This is a genomic window from Polynucleobacter arcticus (assembly GCF_013307205.1).
In the GTDB taxonomy this organism is placed as follows: domain Bacteria; phylum Pseudomonadota; class Gammaproteobacteria; order Burkholderiales; family Burkholderiaceae; genus Polynucleobacter; species Polynucleobacter arcticus.
Genome location: NZ_CP028940.1, coordinates 2,005,400 through 2,019,479, shown reverse-complemented (window position 1 = coordinate 2,019,479; position 14,080 = coordinate 2,005,400). Strand labels below are relative to the sequence as shown.

Genomic DNA, 14,080 nt, shown 5'->3' with positions numbered 1-14,080 from the left:
AATATGCAGACTTAATAAGGTAATGAGGGCAAAAGCCCTGACTCAGTAAGCAGTAGATCCAAGGGCTCATCATGGGTTTGAGCCCGCCACTGTGCATCATCGAGTTTTTGCCATTCAAATCCAATGCCTACACACAATAGCTTGGGTTTTTCAGCCCGCAACTGCGCCAAAGTGCGATCAAAATAGCCGCCGCCATAGCCAAGGCGCCAATAATGTTTTTTATCCCCCGATATTGACTCTGACCATCCCACGCAGGGAATCAGGATGCAATCTGGCGCAACTTGAGGCCGACGGGGATTATTGGGATCTGGTTCTGGTACGCCATGACGACTCGGTATGAGAAGGTCACCCTCCTGCCAAGTGTAAAAATCCAGATGTTTGTCAGGGCGCGCAAAAGGGAGCGCAAGGGTCTTGTCTGTATTGCTAGCAGCCCATGCCAATAGAGCCGCTCGTAGATCAAGCTCATCTTGAATGGGGCAATATAAAGCAAGGGATTGGATTTGTGCGCCGTAATTTGCAAGAAATTGGGTGAGGCCAGTCAAAACCGCGTCTCGTTTAGCCAGATAGCTTTCGCTGGCCGCAAACTGTTTCCTTTGAGCCAGTAAGTCCTGCCGTAGCGATTTTAGAGAATTGCCGTGCATATCAGCCATTATCAGGCGAAAATTGAGAGATACAGTAAATCAATAGGGCAAGACGGTGAAAAAGAGGTTTGATCTTTTAAATGGCTGGCAAATAAAGGTAGGCGGGATGGTATTCCTCGCTTTGCTAGCGAGCGTCCCCAGCGTTTGGGCAGAGAAGTCTAAGAAAACCATTTCCGCCAAGGAAAGCAGAGCCTCTGCTTTAGAAATCACCGAGGGTGATCGTGCCTTTATTGAGCTGCGTGAAGCAGCCAAAAGAAACGATGTGGCCCGTGCACAAACATTAGCCGCTAGTCTTTTTAACTATCCCTATGATGACTATGTAGCCTATTTCCGTATTAAGCCCCAATTATTTGATAGCGCTGGTGGTGCTCGTGCGGATAGTAATGCAGACTCTCAGGTTGTTGCATTTCTGAATCAATATCAAGGCACTGCTTTAGCTGACCGGATGCGTAATGATTGGCTGCTAGTTTTGGGCAAGCGTAAAGACTGGTCACGTTTTGATATTGAATATCCCAAATTTGTTTTGGATGATGACACTCAAGTGAAGTGTTATGCATTGCAATCTAAATTGGCTCAAGGCGAGAATGCAACTAAAGTTGCGATTGATGCGCGTGCAATATTGTTAGACCCACGTTACTTCGGGCAAGCCTGCCAAGAGCTAGTTCCTGCCTTAGTCAGCGCAGGCGGCATGACGCCAAGCGAGGCAAAGGCAATTGGTCGTGCTGCCAGTGAAATGGGCTTTGATACGATGTCACGCCGCTTGGGTGGCGAAGACCCTGTTGCTGAGATTGTGAAAGCGGCCAAAGCAGACCCTGCAAAAGCATTTAAAGATTTTTCACAAAATGCATCGCGTTACAGCAAAGAAAATCAAGCTGTGGCTTGGGGTGTGATTGGTCAGTTCCTCGCTAAGAAATTAGATCCCAATGCGGATGATGCCTATCGTCTGCAACAAGAGTTGGGCTATAACGAACTGCTTTCTACTGAAGGACAAGAGTGGAAAGTGCGCGCAGGCTTACGCGCCAAGGATTGGATGCTGGTCAAGAATGCGATTGAGGGTATGAACCCCGCAGTGCGTAGTAAGGATCCCGCTTGGACTTATTGGTATGCACGTGCATTAAAGGTGGATGGTCAAAACGAAAAAGCGCGTGAGAACCTTGAGCTTGTTGCAGAGCAGTACAACTTCTATGGACAATTAGCTCGCGAAGATCTGGGAAAATCTAATCAGGCACCTGCACGCACTAAAGTAAGCGACCAAGATATTGATACGGTAGCCAGTCGTAAAGGCTTTATTCGGGGCGAGCGCTTCTATGCGATGAATTTACGGTTTGAAGGCAACCGCGAATGGAACTGGGAATTGCGCAATATGAGCGACAAGCAGTTATTGGCCTCGGCTGAGTACGCTAAACGTATTGGCCTGTATGACCGCGTGGTGAATACTGCAGACCGAACCAAGCAAGAGCATGATTTTAGTTTGCGCTATCCAACCCCTTATCGAGATGAACTGGCTCCGATCGCCAAGCAAATTGATTTGAACCTAGCGTGGGCCTATGGATTGATTCGTCAAGAGTCCCGCTTCATCATGAATGCCTCTTCCTCTGTAGGCGCTTCTGGCTTGATGCAGGTGATGCCCAATACAGCAAAGTATGTGGCTAAGAAAATTGGCATGACTTCGTATACCAATGACAAGCTCACCGATACCAATACCAATCTCACATTGGGTAGTAATTATCTAAATATGGTCTTGGGGGACTTGGATGGTTCATGGGTGCTGGCATCAGCGGCTTATAACGCCGGTCCTTCACGTTCCAAGTCTTGGCGTGAAAAGTTAACCAGTCCAACTGAGGGCGCGATTTTCGCGGAAACGATTCCGTTCCACGAGACGCGGACCTATGTAAAAAATGTTTTGGCGAATGCGACCTATTACTCATCGGTGATGCATGGACAAACCCAGTCTCTAAAGCAGCGTTTAGGTGTGATTGCACCTAAAGCAGCAAATGCGTCAGAGCTACCTTAGTATTTCTACAACATTGGAGTTTTATGAAATATGACATTCTGTTGATCGGTGGTAACGGTTTCGTTGGCAGGGTTCTAGCCGCTCAATTGCAGGCAGAGGGCTATTCTGTTTTATTGCCGACACGGCACTTAGCGGCCGCACGTGAATTACGTATGCTTCCCAAAATCCATTTAGAAGATGCCGATGTACATGAGTTTGATTCTCTGCAAGAGCTCTGCTCGCGTATCAAACCAAATGGTGCTGTCATTAATTTAGTGGGCGTATTGCATGACAAGCCAGCGGAGCCTTATGGGAAGATATTTCAAGCGGCACATGTTGATCTCCCCAAAAGTATCATTACCGCTATGCAGATGAATGGCCTTAAGCGTTACTTGCATATGAGCGCCTTAGGTGCAGACTCAAAGGGTCCATCGATGTATCAGCGTAGTAAGGGTGATGGCGAGGCAGTAGTAAAGGCCGGCAATGTAGATTGGACGATTTTTAGACCATCCGTTGTTTTTGGCGCGCAAGATCAATTTATTAATTTGTTTTCCAAGTTAACGAAATTATTCCCAGCGATGCCTTTAGCAAATTCAGATGCACAGTTTCAGCCGGTGAGCGTGGATGATGTGGCAACTGCATTTACTAAGTCTTTGAAAATGCCATCAACTATTCATCAATCTTATGATTTAGTCGGACCTAAGGTGTACTCCATGAAGGAGATTGTGGAATTTGCTGCTCGCAAAGTGAATACCCGCTGCGCCATCATTCCTATGCCTGCTTTTGTAGGATATTTGCAAGCCTTAGCTTTTGAGTTCTTGCCAGTACCAACTTTAATGTCGCGTGACAATATTGCCTCTATGCAAGTCCCGAACATCCTGCCGCTCAATGGGATTGATGCATTAAGTAGCGTATTTGGTATTAGTCGTCGCACATTAGAGGGTATGAAGTAAAACAATGAAGATCTACGCAGTCGGTGGCGCTATTCGGGATACCCTCATGGGGCTACCTGTGCACGACATTGATTACGTAGTGGTGGGTTCTAGCGTAGAAGAAATGCTTTCTCAGGGTTATCGTCCCGTTGGTAAAGATTTCCCGGTATTCCTACATCCAGAGACTCAAGCTGAATATGCGCTGGCGCGAACTGAGCGTAAAACGGGCAAAGGCTATAAGGGCTTTATGTTTTATGCTGACCCGACCGTTACCTTGGAGCAAGACTTAGAGCGCCGAGACTTGACTATTAACGCGATGGCACGCGAAGTAGCTGCTGATGGCAGTTGGGTCGGACCCATTTTGGATCCCTACAACGGTCAGCAAGATTTAGCTGCCAAAATATTTCGTCATGTCTCAGATGCTTTTGCAGAGGATCCCTTACGCCTGTTGCGTATCGCCAGATTTGCTGCGCGCTTTCCGGAGTTCATGGTCGCACCAGAAACACTGGATGCCTTAAAAGCCATTGTGCAGTCGAATGAGTTATCAGCACTTTCGGCCGAGAGGATCTGGCAGGAGCTGGCCAGAGGTTTTGCTGCCAACAAGCCAATGCGCATGTTTCAAGTTTTACTAGATACAGACGCGGCCAGAGTTTTGCTGCCGTCGACGCTGACATCGCATTTGGCTAAAGAAGAATATCGCGAGGAATTGATCGCTCACTTGCAAGTATCAGATAGTCGCCTGGAGGATCGTTGCGCGATAATCCTGATGCATTTACCTGCTAGTGAAATTCGTTCATGGGCAGAGTCAGTCAAGACGCCAAACGAGGTACGTGATTTCAGTGAAATATTTAGCGATCTCAATCTCCTGATTAAAAATACCGCCGGCAAATTTGGTGGCATATACCAAGCACTCGATGTATTAGCTTGGTTTAATCGAGCCGATGTTTGGCGCAAGCCGGATCGCGGACTCGCTTTGCTCAAACTTGCTCAACAGATTCATTTGCCTGTGTCGGCTTTAATAAACGCAGTGCAGCAAGCTCAATCACTCAACACTGCAGAAATCATTGCGAGTGTTCCTGCTGAAGATCGATCGAATGGCGAGCGCATTCGGAGTGCTGTTGATCTTGCAAGGCTATCCGCCATTACTGTTGCACTCAACAGCTAAGTAATTAGAGTCGGTTTCTGGCCCTGAGGCCAGGCAAGTCCTCTAAGGTATGGTCTGGCAGTAAATTATTCAAGTTCTTTGAAAAAGCAAAGACTTTGAATAGCTCACCCATCTCTGCTTCAGACAATAACTTTTGTAATGCATTAGAAATCGGCAAGAAAGTTACTGGATTACTGGGATCACCAATTTCTAAGGCGATATCGCCAATACCTGCATCAAGCAAGTAGCTGGCTTGATTGCTAAGGTAGACATCATCGACTTGTTCTACGAGTGCACTACGCGCAATCTGTGACCAATCGACATGCGTTGTTAAATCACATAGTCCAGGAAGATGAAAGGGATCTTGAATCGCATGATGTCGATGATGCACCATGATGGTCCCTTGCGCTCTTTGAGGATGGTAGTACTCGCTTTCTGGAAAGCCATAGTCAAAAGTGAGGAAGAGGCCGGTATCGAGATGATTAGCTACCTCGCGAATCCAGGCATTCGCTGGTGTGTGTAGCTCTGTGACATAGCCTTCAGAGAAATTTCCATTACGCAATGCTTCTGGAAGTAGGGACTGCTCGACAGGCTTTCCTACCGACCAAGTAAGTTTGTTATCCACAACGGTAACGCCTTGCCAGTACCAAAAGTCATTTTGATAAATGATGGCATCACAAGGAATCGCATCAATTACCTCGTTAGCCAAAATAATGCCCTTGAAGTTATTAGGCAAAGAGCTTAGCCAGTGGCATTGTGTAGATAGATTCAGTTCTTTTGAAAGCTGCTGAATGCGCTCCTCTTGTCTTTGGGCTAGATCGGGAGAGATTTCAATCATGTCATAGCGATCTAATTCGAAACCTAGATTATTGAGACGGGTGAGGATGGATTCGGCCAGCTTGCCGGTGCCGGCACCAAACTCCAGAATCTGGGTAGGAAGCCCCTGAGCTTTGAGGCTTTCTAGGACGGGTAACAGCGTCTCAACAATTGCTGCCCCAAATAAGGGGGAGAGCTCGGGTGCAGTCGTGAAATCGCCGCCAGCACCCAGTTTATGTGCCCCAGCACTGTAATACCCCATTCCTGGCTCATAAAGGACCATTTCCATATACCTTGAAAAAGGCATCCAGCCACTTTGAGAGGCGATTTCTGCGATTATTTTCTGGCTCAGTAGCTCGGTATGCGCCGTTTCAAGGCTGGTCAAGGTAATATCCATAGCTCGCTAGTCTAAGAGAATTTCAGTGAACTTGAGTTCAAACCCACAACCTCGGCAAAATAAAGCGGTTTTAGTGACCGGCGCTGCCAAGCGTCTTGGCCGGTATATTGCCTTGGAGTTTGCACGCCAGGGCTGGGATGTGGCCATCCATTATGGCCAGTCGGAAGCAGACGCCCAGGCCACCGTAGCTGAAATCCAGAGGCTGGGAGCTAAGGCGGTTGCGTTTAAGGCTGACCTCGCTAACGAATCAGCAATTCACTCCTTGTTCACTGCAGTTGTTGCTGAGTTCGGCAACTTAGAGTGTTTGGTGAATAGCGCTTCGATCTTTGAATATGATCGCGCTAATTCTGATACACAACTGAGTAGTAAAAGCTTACATGACCACATGCAGGTCAACTTAGCGGCGCCCATCTTACTGTCTCAATTGATGTTTGAACATCATAAGAGCAAAGCTAAAAAGGCAAACGAGGAAGAGGTTTCCATTCCCTCGGTCATACAACTGCTCGATCAAAAATTAGTGAATCTCAATCCGGATTATTTGTCTTACACATTATCCAAAGCGGCACTACTCACATCAGTAGAAATATTGGCGATGGATTTTGCCCCTCACTTAAGGGTCATTGGTTTGGCCCCAGGTATTACGCTGACCTCTGGCGACCAAACGGATGATGGTTTTACTAAAGCACATCAGATGACGCCATTAGGTAAGTCATCAACCCCCAGTGATATTGCAAAGGCAGCAATATTTTTGGCAAGCTCTAATGCAGTCACGGGCACCACCTTATACGTCGATGGCGGACAACATCTACTGCCATCATCACGCGATGTGATGTTTAAAACAAATTAAGTATTCCAAATCAGAATAAAAAATAGTTCATTAAGAAAGAGTTAATACACCATTTATGCATGCCATTCTTTCTCATCCCGCATTAGCTGATTGCCGCCGCTTATTTTTACGTGATTATGAAATCTACATCAATATTGGCGTTCATGATTTTGAGAAGAAAGCAGAGCAGCGCGTCATTCTCAATGTAGATCTGTACATTCCTCTGAGTATGAATACACCTTCTAAGGATGCATTAGAAGAGGTCGTTGATTACGACTTTATGCGCGAAACTATTAAGGCCTTGTCTTCCCATGGGCATATCCAATTACAAGAGACCTTTTGCGATGACATCGTCAATGCGATGTTGCTGCACCCCAAAGTTGTTGCAGCATGCGTTAGCACGGCCAAGCCAGACGTATATCCAGATTGCCATTCGGTAGGCGTTGAGGTCTTCCGGATAAAACAGGCTTAAAGAAAATATTCAGAAAAGAATTCAGTAGCCATGAGTGATACCCGTAAAGTTGTCTTCGAAGAAAACAAGCTTGAGAAAAAACTATGCCGTTTAGTGGGCCAAGCAATTGGTGACTTCGGCATGATCGAAGATGGTGACAAGGTGATGGTGTGCTTGTCAGGCGGTAAAGATAGTTATGCCATGCTCGATATTCTTTTAAAGTTGCGTGAACGCGCCCCAATTGATTTTGAAATTATTGCTGTGAATCTCGATCAAAAGCAGCCAGGATTTCCAGCGGAGATTTTGCCAAACTATTTAAAAGCTTTAGGTGTTCAGTACCATATTGAAAACCAAGATACTTACAGTATTGTGAAGCGGGTTATTCCTGAAGGAAAAACTACTTGTGGTTTATGTTCACGTTTGCGTCGTGGCATCTTGTATCGCGTAGCAGATGAGTTGGGTGCAACAAAGATTGCATTGGGTCACCATCGTGACGACATATTAGAAACGCTGTTATTGAACATGTTCTTTGCAGGCAAGCTCAAAGGCATGCCGCCAAAACTACGGTCCGATGATGGTAAGCATATTGTGATTCGTCCCCTTGCCTATGTTCCTGAAAAGTTACTTGAGCGTTATGCGGTAGATATGAATTTCCCAATTATTCCTTGCAATCTTTGTGGCAGTCAGCCCAATCTACAACGTGGCGCTATGAAAGAATTATTGCGCGAGTGGGAGAAAAAGCACCCTGGTCGCGTTGAGAATCTATTCCGCTCTATGCACCATATTGTCCCCTCCCATTTAATGGATGGCGAAGCATTTGATTTCAAGAGCCTAGAGATTTCAACAGAACTGTCGGGTATTGCTGCCAGATCATCCGGTGATAAAGCAATCGATGAGACAGAAATCGATGAATTAGCCTGTGGAACACTCATTCAAGGGTCTTATAATCCCTCTCTATGAACATCGTTATCTTGGCTGCTGGGCAGGGAAAGCGGATGAAATCCGCCTTACCCAAGGTTCTTCAAACCTTGGCCGGGAAACCGCTTCTCCAATATGTTCTCAACACTGCCTTAGGCCTTCAGGGTAAGAGCGCTAAAACTGGCCCCATCGTCGTAGTTGGCCATGGTGCTGCTGATATCAGGCAATTTCTCCAAGTGGTCAGTGAGCAGGATCCTAGCTTTAGCAAAGTAATTACTGCACTGCAGGCCGAGCAAAAGGGAACGGGCCACGCTTTATTGCAAGCCTTGCCTAAATTGGATATGAATGAGCCTACCTTGGTTCTTTACGGCGATGTACCCCTGACAAGCAAAAAGACGCTGGCTAAATTGGCCAAGCTGGCTGACGGAGTGCGTGGTCAAGATTCTGCTTTAGCGCTGCTCACCCAGCATCTCAGCAATCCAACAGGCTACGGCCGTATCGTGCGCGATATTGATGGATCAGTAAAAGCGATTGTCGAGGAAAAAGATGCATCGCCTGAGCAAAAGCGTATTTCAGAAATTAATACCGGGATCATGGTGTTGCCAACCAATGCATTAAAAAAATGGTTGAAGGCTTTACGGTCCAGCAATGCCCAGGGTGAATATTATTTAACCGATGTGATTGCGATGGCGGTGAATGATGGGGTGCCCATTCGTACGACACAAGCTGATGCCGAGTATGAGACTGTTGGTGTCAATAGCCGTGATCAGTTGGCTGCGTTAGAGCGCGTTCATCAACTCAATCAAGCCCATCAATTAATGGATGCCGGCGTTTCTTTGGCCGACCCAGCACGTATCGATATTCGTGGAGCGCTGGAGTGTGGCACTGATGTATTTATTGATGTGGGTTGTGTATTTGAAGGATCCGTCACTTTAGCTGCAGGTACGAAAGTAGGTCCGTACTGCATTATTCGTAATAGCGCAATTGGTAAGAATGTCACCATTCATCCTTATAGCCACCTTGATGGTGCTAAGGTTGGCGCAGGTTCCTTGATTGGCCCTTATGCCCGCTTGCGCCCAGGTGCAGATTTGGCAAATGACGTTCATATCGGCAACTTTGTCGAAGTGAAGAACAGTAAGATTGCTGCCAATAGCAAAGCCAATCACTTGGCCTATGTGGGCGATTCGATTGTAGGATCTAGAGTCAATATTGGTGCAGGTACGATTACGTGCAACTACGATGGCGTCAATAAGCACCAAACCATTATCGAAGATGATGTATTTATTGGCTCTGATACTCAGTTAGTTGCTCCAGTGCGCGTCGGCCGTGGTGCCACCTTAGGTGCGGGAACTACCTTAACTAAGGATGCACCGCCCAACCAGTTAACAGTCTCTCGCGCCAAGCAAATCTCTTTGCAGTGGCAGCGTCCGGTAAAAAAGGATAAGAAAGCAGCGGTAAAGAAAGTAGTGGCAAAGAAAGTAGCTACAAAGAGAGTTAGCGCTAAAAAATCGGTGAAGGTAAAAAAATAATGTGCGGAATTGTTGGTGCAGCATCGCATAAAAATATTGTTGAGGTCTTGATTGAAGGCCTACGTCGCCTTGAGTACCGTGGCTATGATTCTTGTGGCTTTGCTGTAATTAACGGTGATGATGCGAAGCATCCGATTGAGCGTGCTCGTACCACTGCCCGTGTTTCTGAGTTGGCAGAGCAAGGCAAAGACTTTCACGGTACCTTGGGTATTGCACATACCCGTTGGGCAACGCACGGCAAGCCTGATACACAAAATGCCCATCCCCATATCTCTGGCGGACTAATCGCCGTAGTGCACAACGGCATTATTGAAAACTATGAATCCCTACGCACGGAGCTTAAGGCTACGGGTTATGTATTTACCTCTGAAACAGATACTGAGGTAATTGCGCACTTAATTCATCAAGCTTATGTAGCCGATAAGCAGGTGGACTTAGTGGCATCAGTGCGCTCAGTATTGCCGCGACTACATGGAGCTTATGCGATTGGCGTGATCGCGCAAGACCATCCAGATATGTTGGTAGGTGCACGTGTTGGCTCTCCACTAGTGGTAGCGCTTGGCGAGCATGAAAATTTCCTCGCTTCCGATGCTTTAGCACTCGCTGGTCGCGCCCATTCGATGATGTATTTAGAAGAAGGCGATGTTGCCATTCTGAAAGCGGATAGCGTGGAGATCATTGATCAGGCTGGTAAGGTAGTGCAAAGAGAGCATAAGGCGATGCCTACCCAAGCTGACTCTGTTGATTTGGGTCCATATCAGCACTACATGCAAAAAGAAATCTTTGAGCAACCAAGAGCAATTGGCGACACACTTGCGAATATCGCGCACTTTGGCCCAGAGCTTTTTCATGCCGATCCGGAGCAATGGAAAGAATTCGATCAAATTTTGATCTTGGCTTGCGGCACGAGTTATTACTCGGCGTGTGTAGCTAAATATTGGTTGGAAGATTTAGCGGGCATTCCGACGCAGGTAGAGATTGCGAGTGAGTATCGCTATCGCACTACTGTACCCAATCCCAATACATTAATTGTGGTCGTATCCCAGTCTGGCGAGACTGCCGATACCTTAGCTGCTTTGCGTCATGCGCAAGCCCTAGGTCATCAGTACACCTTGGCTATTTGTAATGTGGCCAGTAGCGCCATGGTCCGAGAAACCCATTGGAACTTCTTAACTAAGGCTGGTACCGAGATTGGCGTAGCCTCTACCAAGGCCTTTACTACTCAACTGGTTGCCCTTTACCTCTTGGCAGTGTCATTGGCCAAGCGTGCTGGCAAAGTGAGCCCTGAAAGAGAAAAAGAGCTGCTCAGAGACTTGCGTCATTTACCAAAAGCTTTGCATGCTGTCTTAGCGCTTGAGCCGCAGATTATGGCGTGGAGTACAACTTTTGCTAAATGCGAGAACGCTTTGTTCTTGGGTCGCGGTATGCACTATCCGATTGCACTTGAAGGTGCGTTAAAGCTCAAAGAGATTTCATATATTCATGCTGAAGCTTATCCGGCTGGTGAGCTTAAGCATGGACCGCTTGCCTTGGTGACTGAGAAGATGCCAGTGGTAACCGTAGCTCCTAAAGATGATTTATTGGAGAAACTGAAATCCAATATGCAGGAAGTTAAGGCGCGCGGTGGCAAGCTATATGTTTTCGCAGATCAAGATACCGACATTACTAGCAGTGAGGGCATCAACGTGATTCGTTTGCCCGAGCACTACGGCAATCTCTCACCAATCTTGCATGTGGTCCCTTTGCAACTCTTGGCGTATCACACAGCCTGTGCCCTAGGTACGGATGTCGACAAGCCACGCAATCTCGCAAAGAGCGTTACGGTCGAGTAATTCTGCTGGGGTGGGCCTAAACAAACTCAGTATTTCCATTTAATTCAGGCGTAATTCAAAGCGCTACTCTGAATTACCCTATTTTTTATAAGCTTCTTGCAATTGGTACTAACTAGTACTAAAATAGTACGCATACAGACTAAATTGGAGTGCAGATATGAATCATCTATCGCTGGTCAGGGAATTGGTTCAGGCGTATCAGGCTTTTGAAGCGCATTCGGCAGCCCATATCAAGGCTATGGGCTTAACAATGACCCAGTTTGATATCGTGGCAACCCTTGGTAATCAGCCGCCCATGACCTGCAAGGAGTTGGGTGAAAAAACTCTGGTCTCAAAGGGCACCATGACAGGGGTACTCGAAAGACTCGAGGCCAAAGGACTGATTGAAAAGTTCTTGAATATCGAGGATGGCCGCAGCTACAAAATCGGCCTCTCTAAGGCTGGAGATAAGTTATTCAAAAAAGTTTTCCCAGAGCATGTGGAGTACCTCGGCAAGGCTTTTGGAAAACTCAGTAAGAAAGAATTAGAAGAAGCAGTGACAGTTTTGCGAAACGTAAAAGTAATTTTTAATTAATCAAAAAAGCATCAAAAGGAAAATTTCATATGAATGGATATCAAAGTGTATTGAATTTAGTCGGCCGGCTATTAATTGCGACCCTCTTTCTGCCGGCAGGCCTGGCTAAGCTATCTGGCTTTGAAGGCACGCTAGCGTACTTCGCATCAATAGGGATCCCAGCACCAGTATTTGCGTTGGTAGCAACAATCGTGATTGAGATTGCCGGAAGCATTGCTTTGCTCGTAGGCTTTCAAACAAGAATCGTTGCTGTGATCATGGCAGTCTTTACCTTAATCGCAGCTGTTACTGGCCATGCATTCTGGGCTGCTCCTGCTGATGCGGTGTATGTCGCACAATTATTGTTCTTTAAAAATATTGCTGTAATGGGTGGCTTATTAGTTCTAGCCTCTGCTGGTGCTGGCAGTTTCAGTATCGATGCTCGTAAGGTAGTGAAGTAATTTCATTTATTTAAGGAAAAAATCATGACTAAAGTAGTCGTTGTATTTCATAGTGGATATGGCCATACTGTTAAACAGGCTGAGGCAGTTGCTAAGGGCTCCAATGGCGCTCTAATAGCGATTGATGCTGAAGGTAATATTACTTCAGAGCAGTGGGATGCTTTAAATGCAGCTGATGCCATCATATTTGGTTCGCCAACTTATATGGGTACAGTGAGCTGGCAATTTAAGAAATTCGCTGATGCTAGCTCTAAACAGTGGTTTTCACAGCAATGGAAAGATAAGATCTTTGGCGGCTTTACAAACTCTGCCACCATGAATGGCGATAAGCATTCCACTTTGCATTATTTCTTTACCCTTGCGATGCAGCACTCAGGAATTTGGGTGGGCACCGGTCTGATGCCTTCTAACTCCAAGGCTGCAAAACGCGATGATGTGAATTATGTTGGCTCATTTGCTGGTGCCATGATGCAGACACCATCAGATGCAAGTGCTGATGAAGTGAACGTGGGTGATTTGGAGACTGCTCGTCTATATGGTGAGCGTATTACCAAGATTGCAGACCAATTTAAAGCTAAGTAATCGAGTTATCCATATTGACTGTCAATATATTAGGGGGAAGCTTTAAAAAAAAGTAATCGGTATTCAAGGTAATGATCAAGGTCATTGGGTCGGTGATGGCTTTCCGGTGCGCACTTTGTTTTTCTATCAACACTTAGGAAAGCAAATGAGTCCGTTCTTGATGCTCGATTACGCAGGTCCAGCAGAGTTTCCTCCAACGACTGATCGTAAGGGTGTGGGCTCACATCCCCATCGTGGCTTTGAAACGGTGACGATTGTGTACGAGGGTGAAGTAGCGCATAAGGATTCAACAGGACAGGGCGGTGTAATTGGTCCTGGCGATGTGCAGTGGATGACTGCCGGCTCGGGCATCTTGCATGAAGAGTTCCACTCAGAGGGTTTTGCTAAGCATGGTGGAACCTTGCATATGGTGCAACTCTGGGTGAATTTGCCAGCAAAGCACAAAATGACTAAGCCAGGCTACCAAGCTATTCTGAATCAGCAAATTCCCGAAATTGAGCTTAAGCATGGTGCAGGAGTCGCACGCATCATTGCTGGAGAGTTTGAAGGCAATACTGGTCCGGCTAATACCTTCACGCCTATGAATGTCACTGATCTGAAATTAAAGCCGGGTGCATTAACCATTCCCGTCCCCGAGGGGTGGAATACTGCGCTAATAGTGCTGAAAGGCGCTGTAGAAGCCGGTGAGGGCACAGTAGCCAAAGATGCTCAGATGTTAATGTTTAGTAATCCAGGCCAGGATATTGAAGTTAATGTGTTGGAAGACACGATTGCCTTGTTACTGAGTGGCGAGCCTATCGATGAGCCCATTATTGGTTATGGGCCATTTGTCATGAATACTAAGGAAGAGATTGCTCAAGCGATGCACGACTTCAATAGCGGAAGCTTTGGGGAAATTACTCACTAATGATGTGCAAAGAGCGTAAAAAAACTGTTTGACTTTAACGTTTCGTGATGAATAAATTTCACTATTCAAATCAAGGTGTTACACAGACTAGATTAGTA

General features: G+C 46.4%; 14 protein-coding genes. 12 read left to right on the top strand and 2 right to left on the bottom strand.

Annotated elements, in window-relative coordinates:
- Nucleotides 1-11 precede the first annotated feature (11 nt).
- Nucleotides 12-650, bottom strand: a complete 639-nt coding sequence (locus DN92_RS10205; protein ID WP_173961135.1) for a 5-formyltetrahydrofolate cyclo-ligase — start codon at nucleotides 648-650, stop codon at nucleotides 12-14.
- 97 nt (nucleotides 651-747) lie between these two features.
- Between DN92_RS10205 and DN92_RS10200 the strand changes: the two genes are divergently transcribed.
- Genes DN92_RS10200 through DN92_RS10190 form a run of 3 tightly spaced genes read left to right on the top strand, consistent with a single transcriptional unit; the run spans nucleotide 748 to nucleotide 4,731 of the window.
- Nucleotides 748-2,655: a lytic transglycosylase domain-containing protein gene (locus DN92_RS10200; protein ID WP_173961134.1), complete on the top strand. Its 1,908-nt coding sequence runs from the start codon at nucleotides 748-750 to the stop codon at nucleotides 2,653-2,655.
- A gap of 23 nt (nucleotides 2,656-2,678) precedes the next feature.
- Complete coding sequence (locus DN92_RS10195) at nucleotides 2,679-3,587, top strand: complex I NDUFA9 subunit family protein (RefSeq protein ID WP_173961133.1); 909 nt, start codon at nucleotides 2,679-2,681, stop codon at nucleotides 3,585-3,587.
- A gap of 4 nt (nucleotides 3,588-3,591) precedes the next feature.
- Nucleotides 3,592-4,731: a tRNA nucleotidyltransferase/poly(A) polymerase-related protein gene (locus tag DN92_RS10190; protein ID WP_173961132.1), complete on the top strand. Its 1,140-nt coding sequence runs from the start codon at nucleotides 3,592-3,594 to the stop codon at nucleotides 4,729-4,731.
- Nucleotides 4,732-4,735: 4 nt separating this feature from the next.
- Here DN92_RS10190 and DN92_RS10185 read toward each other — a convergent pair whose 3' ends face one another.
- A complete protein-coding gene (locus tag DN92_RS10185; protein WP_173961131.1) occupies nucleotides 4,736-5,923 on the bottom strand; it encodes a class I SAM-dependent methyltransferase in 1,188 nt (395 codons plus the stop codon).
- 25 nt (nucleotides 5,924-5,948) lie between these two features.
- Here DN92_RS10185 and DN92_RS10180 point away from each other — a divergent pair, with 25 nt between their 5' ends.
- The 9 genes from DN92_RS10180 to DN92_RS10140 all read left to right on the top strand — a co-directional run bounded on the left by DN92_RS10180 (nucleotide 5,949) and on the right by DN92_RS10140 (nucleotide 13,982).
- Entirely contained in the window at nucleotides 5,949-6,770 is an 822-nt protein-coding gene (locus DN92_RS10180; RefSeq protein ID WP_173961130.1) for an SDR family oxidoreductase, read from the top strand.
- A gap of 55 nt (nucleotides 6,771-6,825) precedes the next feature.
- Nucleotides 6,826-7,221, top strand: coding sequence for a dihydroneopterin aldolase (locus DN92_RS10175; protein ID WP_173961129.1), 396 nt, complete (start codon nucleotides 6,826-6,828; stop codon nucleotides 7,219-7,221).
- Between the two features lie 30 nt (nucleotides 7,222-7,251).
- Entirely contained in the window at nucleotides 7,252-8,160 is a 909-nt protein-coding gene (gene ttcA / locus DN92_RS10170) for a tRNA 2-thiocytidine(32) synthetase TtcA (RefSeq protein ID WP_173961128.1), read from the top strand.
- Nucleotides 8,157-9,647, top strand: coding sequence for a bifunctional UDP-N-acetylglucosamine diphosphorylase/glucosamine-1-phosphate N-acetyltransferase GlmU (gene glmU, locus DN92_RS10165; RefSeq protein WP_173961127.1), 1,491 nt, complete (start codon nucleotides 8,157-8,159; stop codon nucleotides 9,645-9,647). The genes ttcA and glmU overlap by 4 nt, the downstream gene beginning before the upstream one ends.
- Nucleotides 9,647-11,479 carry a glutamine--fructose-6-phosphate transaminase (isomerizing) gene (gene glmS / locus DN92_RS10160; RefSeq protein ID WP_173961126.1) on the top strand — a complete coding sequence of 611 codons (1,833 nt, stop codon included), beginning with the start codon at nucleotides 9,647-9,649 and terminating at the stop codon, nucleotides 11,477-11,479. Before glmU ends, glmS begins: the two co-directional genes overlap by 1 nt.
- A 157-nt stretch (nucleotides 11,480-11,636) precedes the next feature.
- Nucleotides 11,637-12,053, top strand: coding sequence for a MarR family winged helix-turn-helix transcriptional regulator (locus tag DN92_RS10155; protein ID WP_173961125.1), 417 nt, complete (start codon nucleotides 11,637-11,639; stop codon nucleotides 12,051-12,053).
- 29 nt (nucleotides 12,054-12,082) lie between these two features.
- A complete protein-coding gene (locus tag DN92_RS10150) occupies nucleotides 12,083-12,493 on the top strand; it encodes a DoxX family protein (protein WP_173961124.1) in 411 nt (136 codons plus the stop codon).
- A gap of 24 nt (nucleotides 12,494-12,517) precedes the next feature.
- Complete coding sequence (locus DN92_RS10145) at nucleotides 12,518-13,075, top strand: flavodoxin family protein (protein ID WP_173961123.1); 558 nt, start codon at nucleotides 12,518-12,520, stop codon at nucleotides 13,073-13,075.
- Nucleotides 13,076-13,220: 145 nt separating this feature from the next.
- A complete protein-coding gene (locus tag DN92_RS10140; RefSeq protein WP_254598295.1) occupies nucleotides 13,221-13,982 on the top strand; it encodes a pirin family protein in 762 nt (253 codons plus the stop codon).
- Nucleotides 13,983-14,080: the final 98 nt, after the last annotated feature.

Coding starts and splice junctions, on each gene's coding strand:
- DN92_RS10205 (WP_173961135.1), bottom strand. CDS start 650: ATGGCTGATATGCACGGCAATTCTCTAAAATCGCTACGGCAGGACTTA.
- DN92_RS10200 (WP_173961134.1), top strand. CDS start 748: ATGGTATTCCTCGCTTTGCTAGCGAGCGTCCCCAGCGTTTGGGCAGAG.
- DN92_RS10195 (WP_173961133.1), top strand. CDS start 2,679: ATGAAATATGACATTCTGTTGATCGGTGGTAACGGTTTCGTTGGCAGG.
- DN92_RS10190 (WP_173961132.1), top strand. CDS start 3,592: ATGAAGATCTACGCAGTCGGTGGCGCTATTCGGGATACCCTCATGGGG.
- DN92_RS10185 (WP_173961131.1), bottom strand. CDS start 5,923: ATGGATATTACCTTGACCAGCCTTGAAACGGCGCATACCGAGCTACTG.
- DN92_RS10175 (WP_173961129.1), top strand. CDS start 6,826: ATGCATGCCATTCTTTCTCATCCCGCATTAGCTGATTGCCGCCGCTTA.
- ttcA (WP_173961128.1), top strand. CDS start 7,252: ATGAGTGATACCCGTAAAGTTGTCTTCGAAGAAAACAAGCTTGAGAAA.
- glmU (WP_173961127.1), top strand. CDS start 8,157: ATGAACATCGTTATCTTGGCTGCTGGGCAGGGAAAGCGGATGAAATCC.
- glmS (WP_173961126.1), top strand. CDS start 9,647: ATGTGCGGAATTGTTGGTGCAGCATCGCATAAAAATATTGTTGAGGTC.
- DN92_RS10155 (WP_173961125.1), top strand. CDS start 11,637: ATGAATCATCTATCGCTGGTCAGGGAATTGGTTCAGGCGTATCAGGCT.
- DN92_RS10150 (WP_173961124.1), top strand. CDS start 12,083: ATGAATGGATATCAAAGTGTATTGAATTTAGTCGGCCGGCTATTAATT.
- DN92_RS10145 (WP_173961123.1), top strand. CDS start 12,518: ATGACTAAAGTAGTCGTTGTATTTCATAGTGGATATGGCCATACTGTT.
- DN92_RS10140 (WP_254598295.1), top strand. CDS start 13,221: ATGAGTCCGTTCTTGATGCTCGATTACGCAGGTCCAGCAGAGTTTCCT.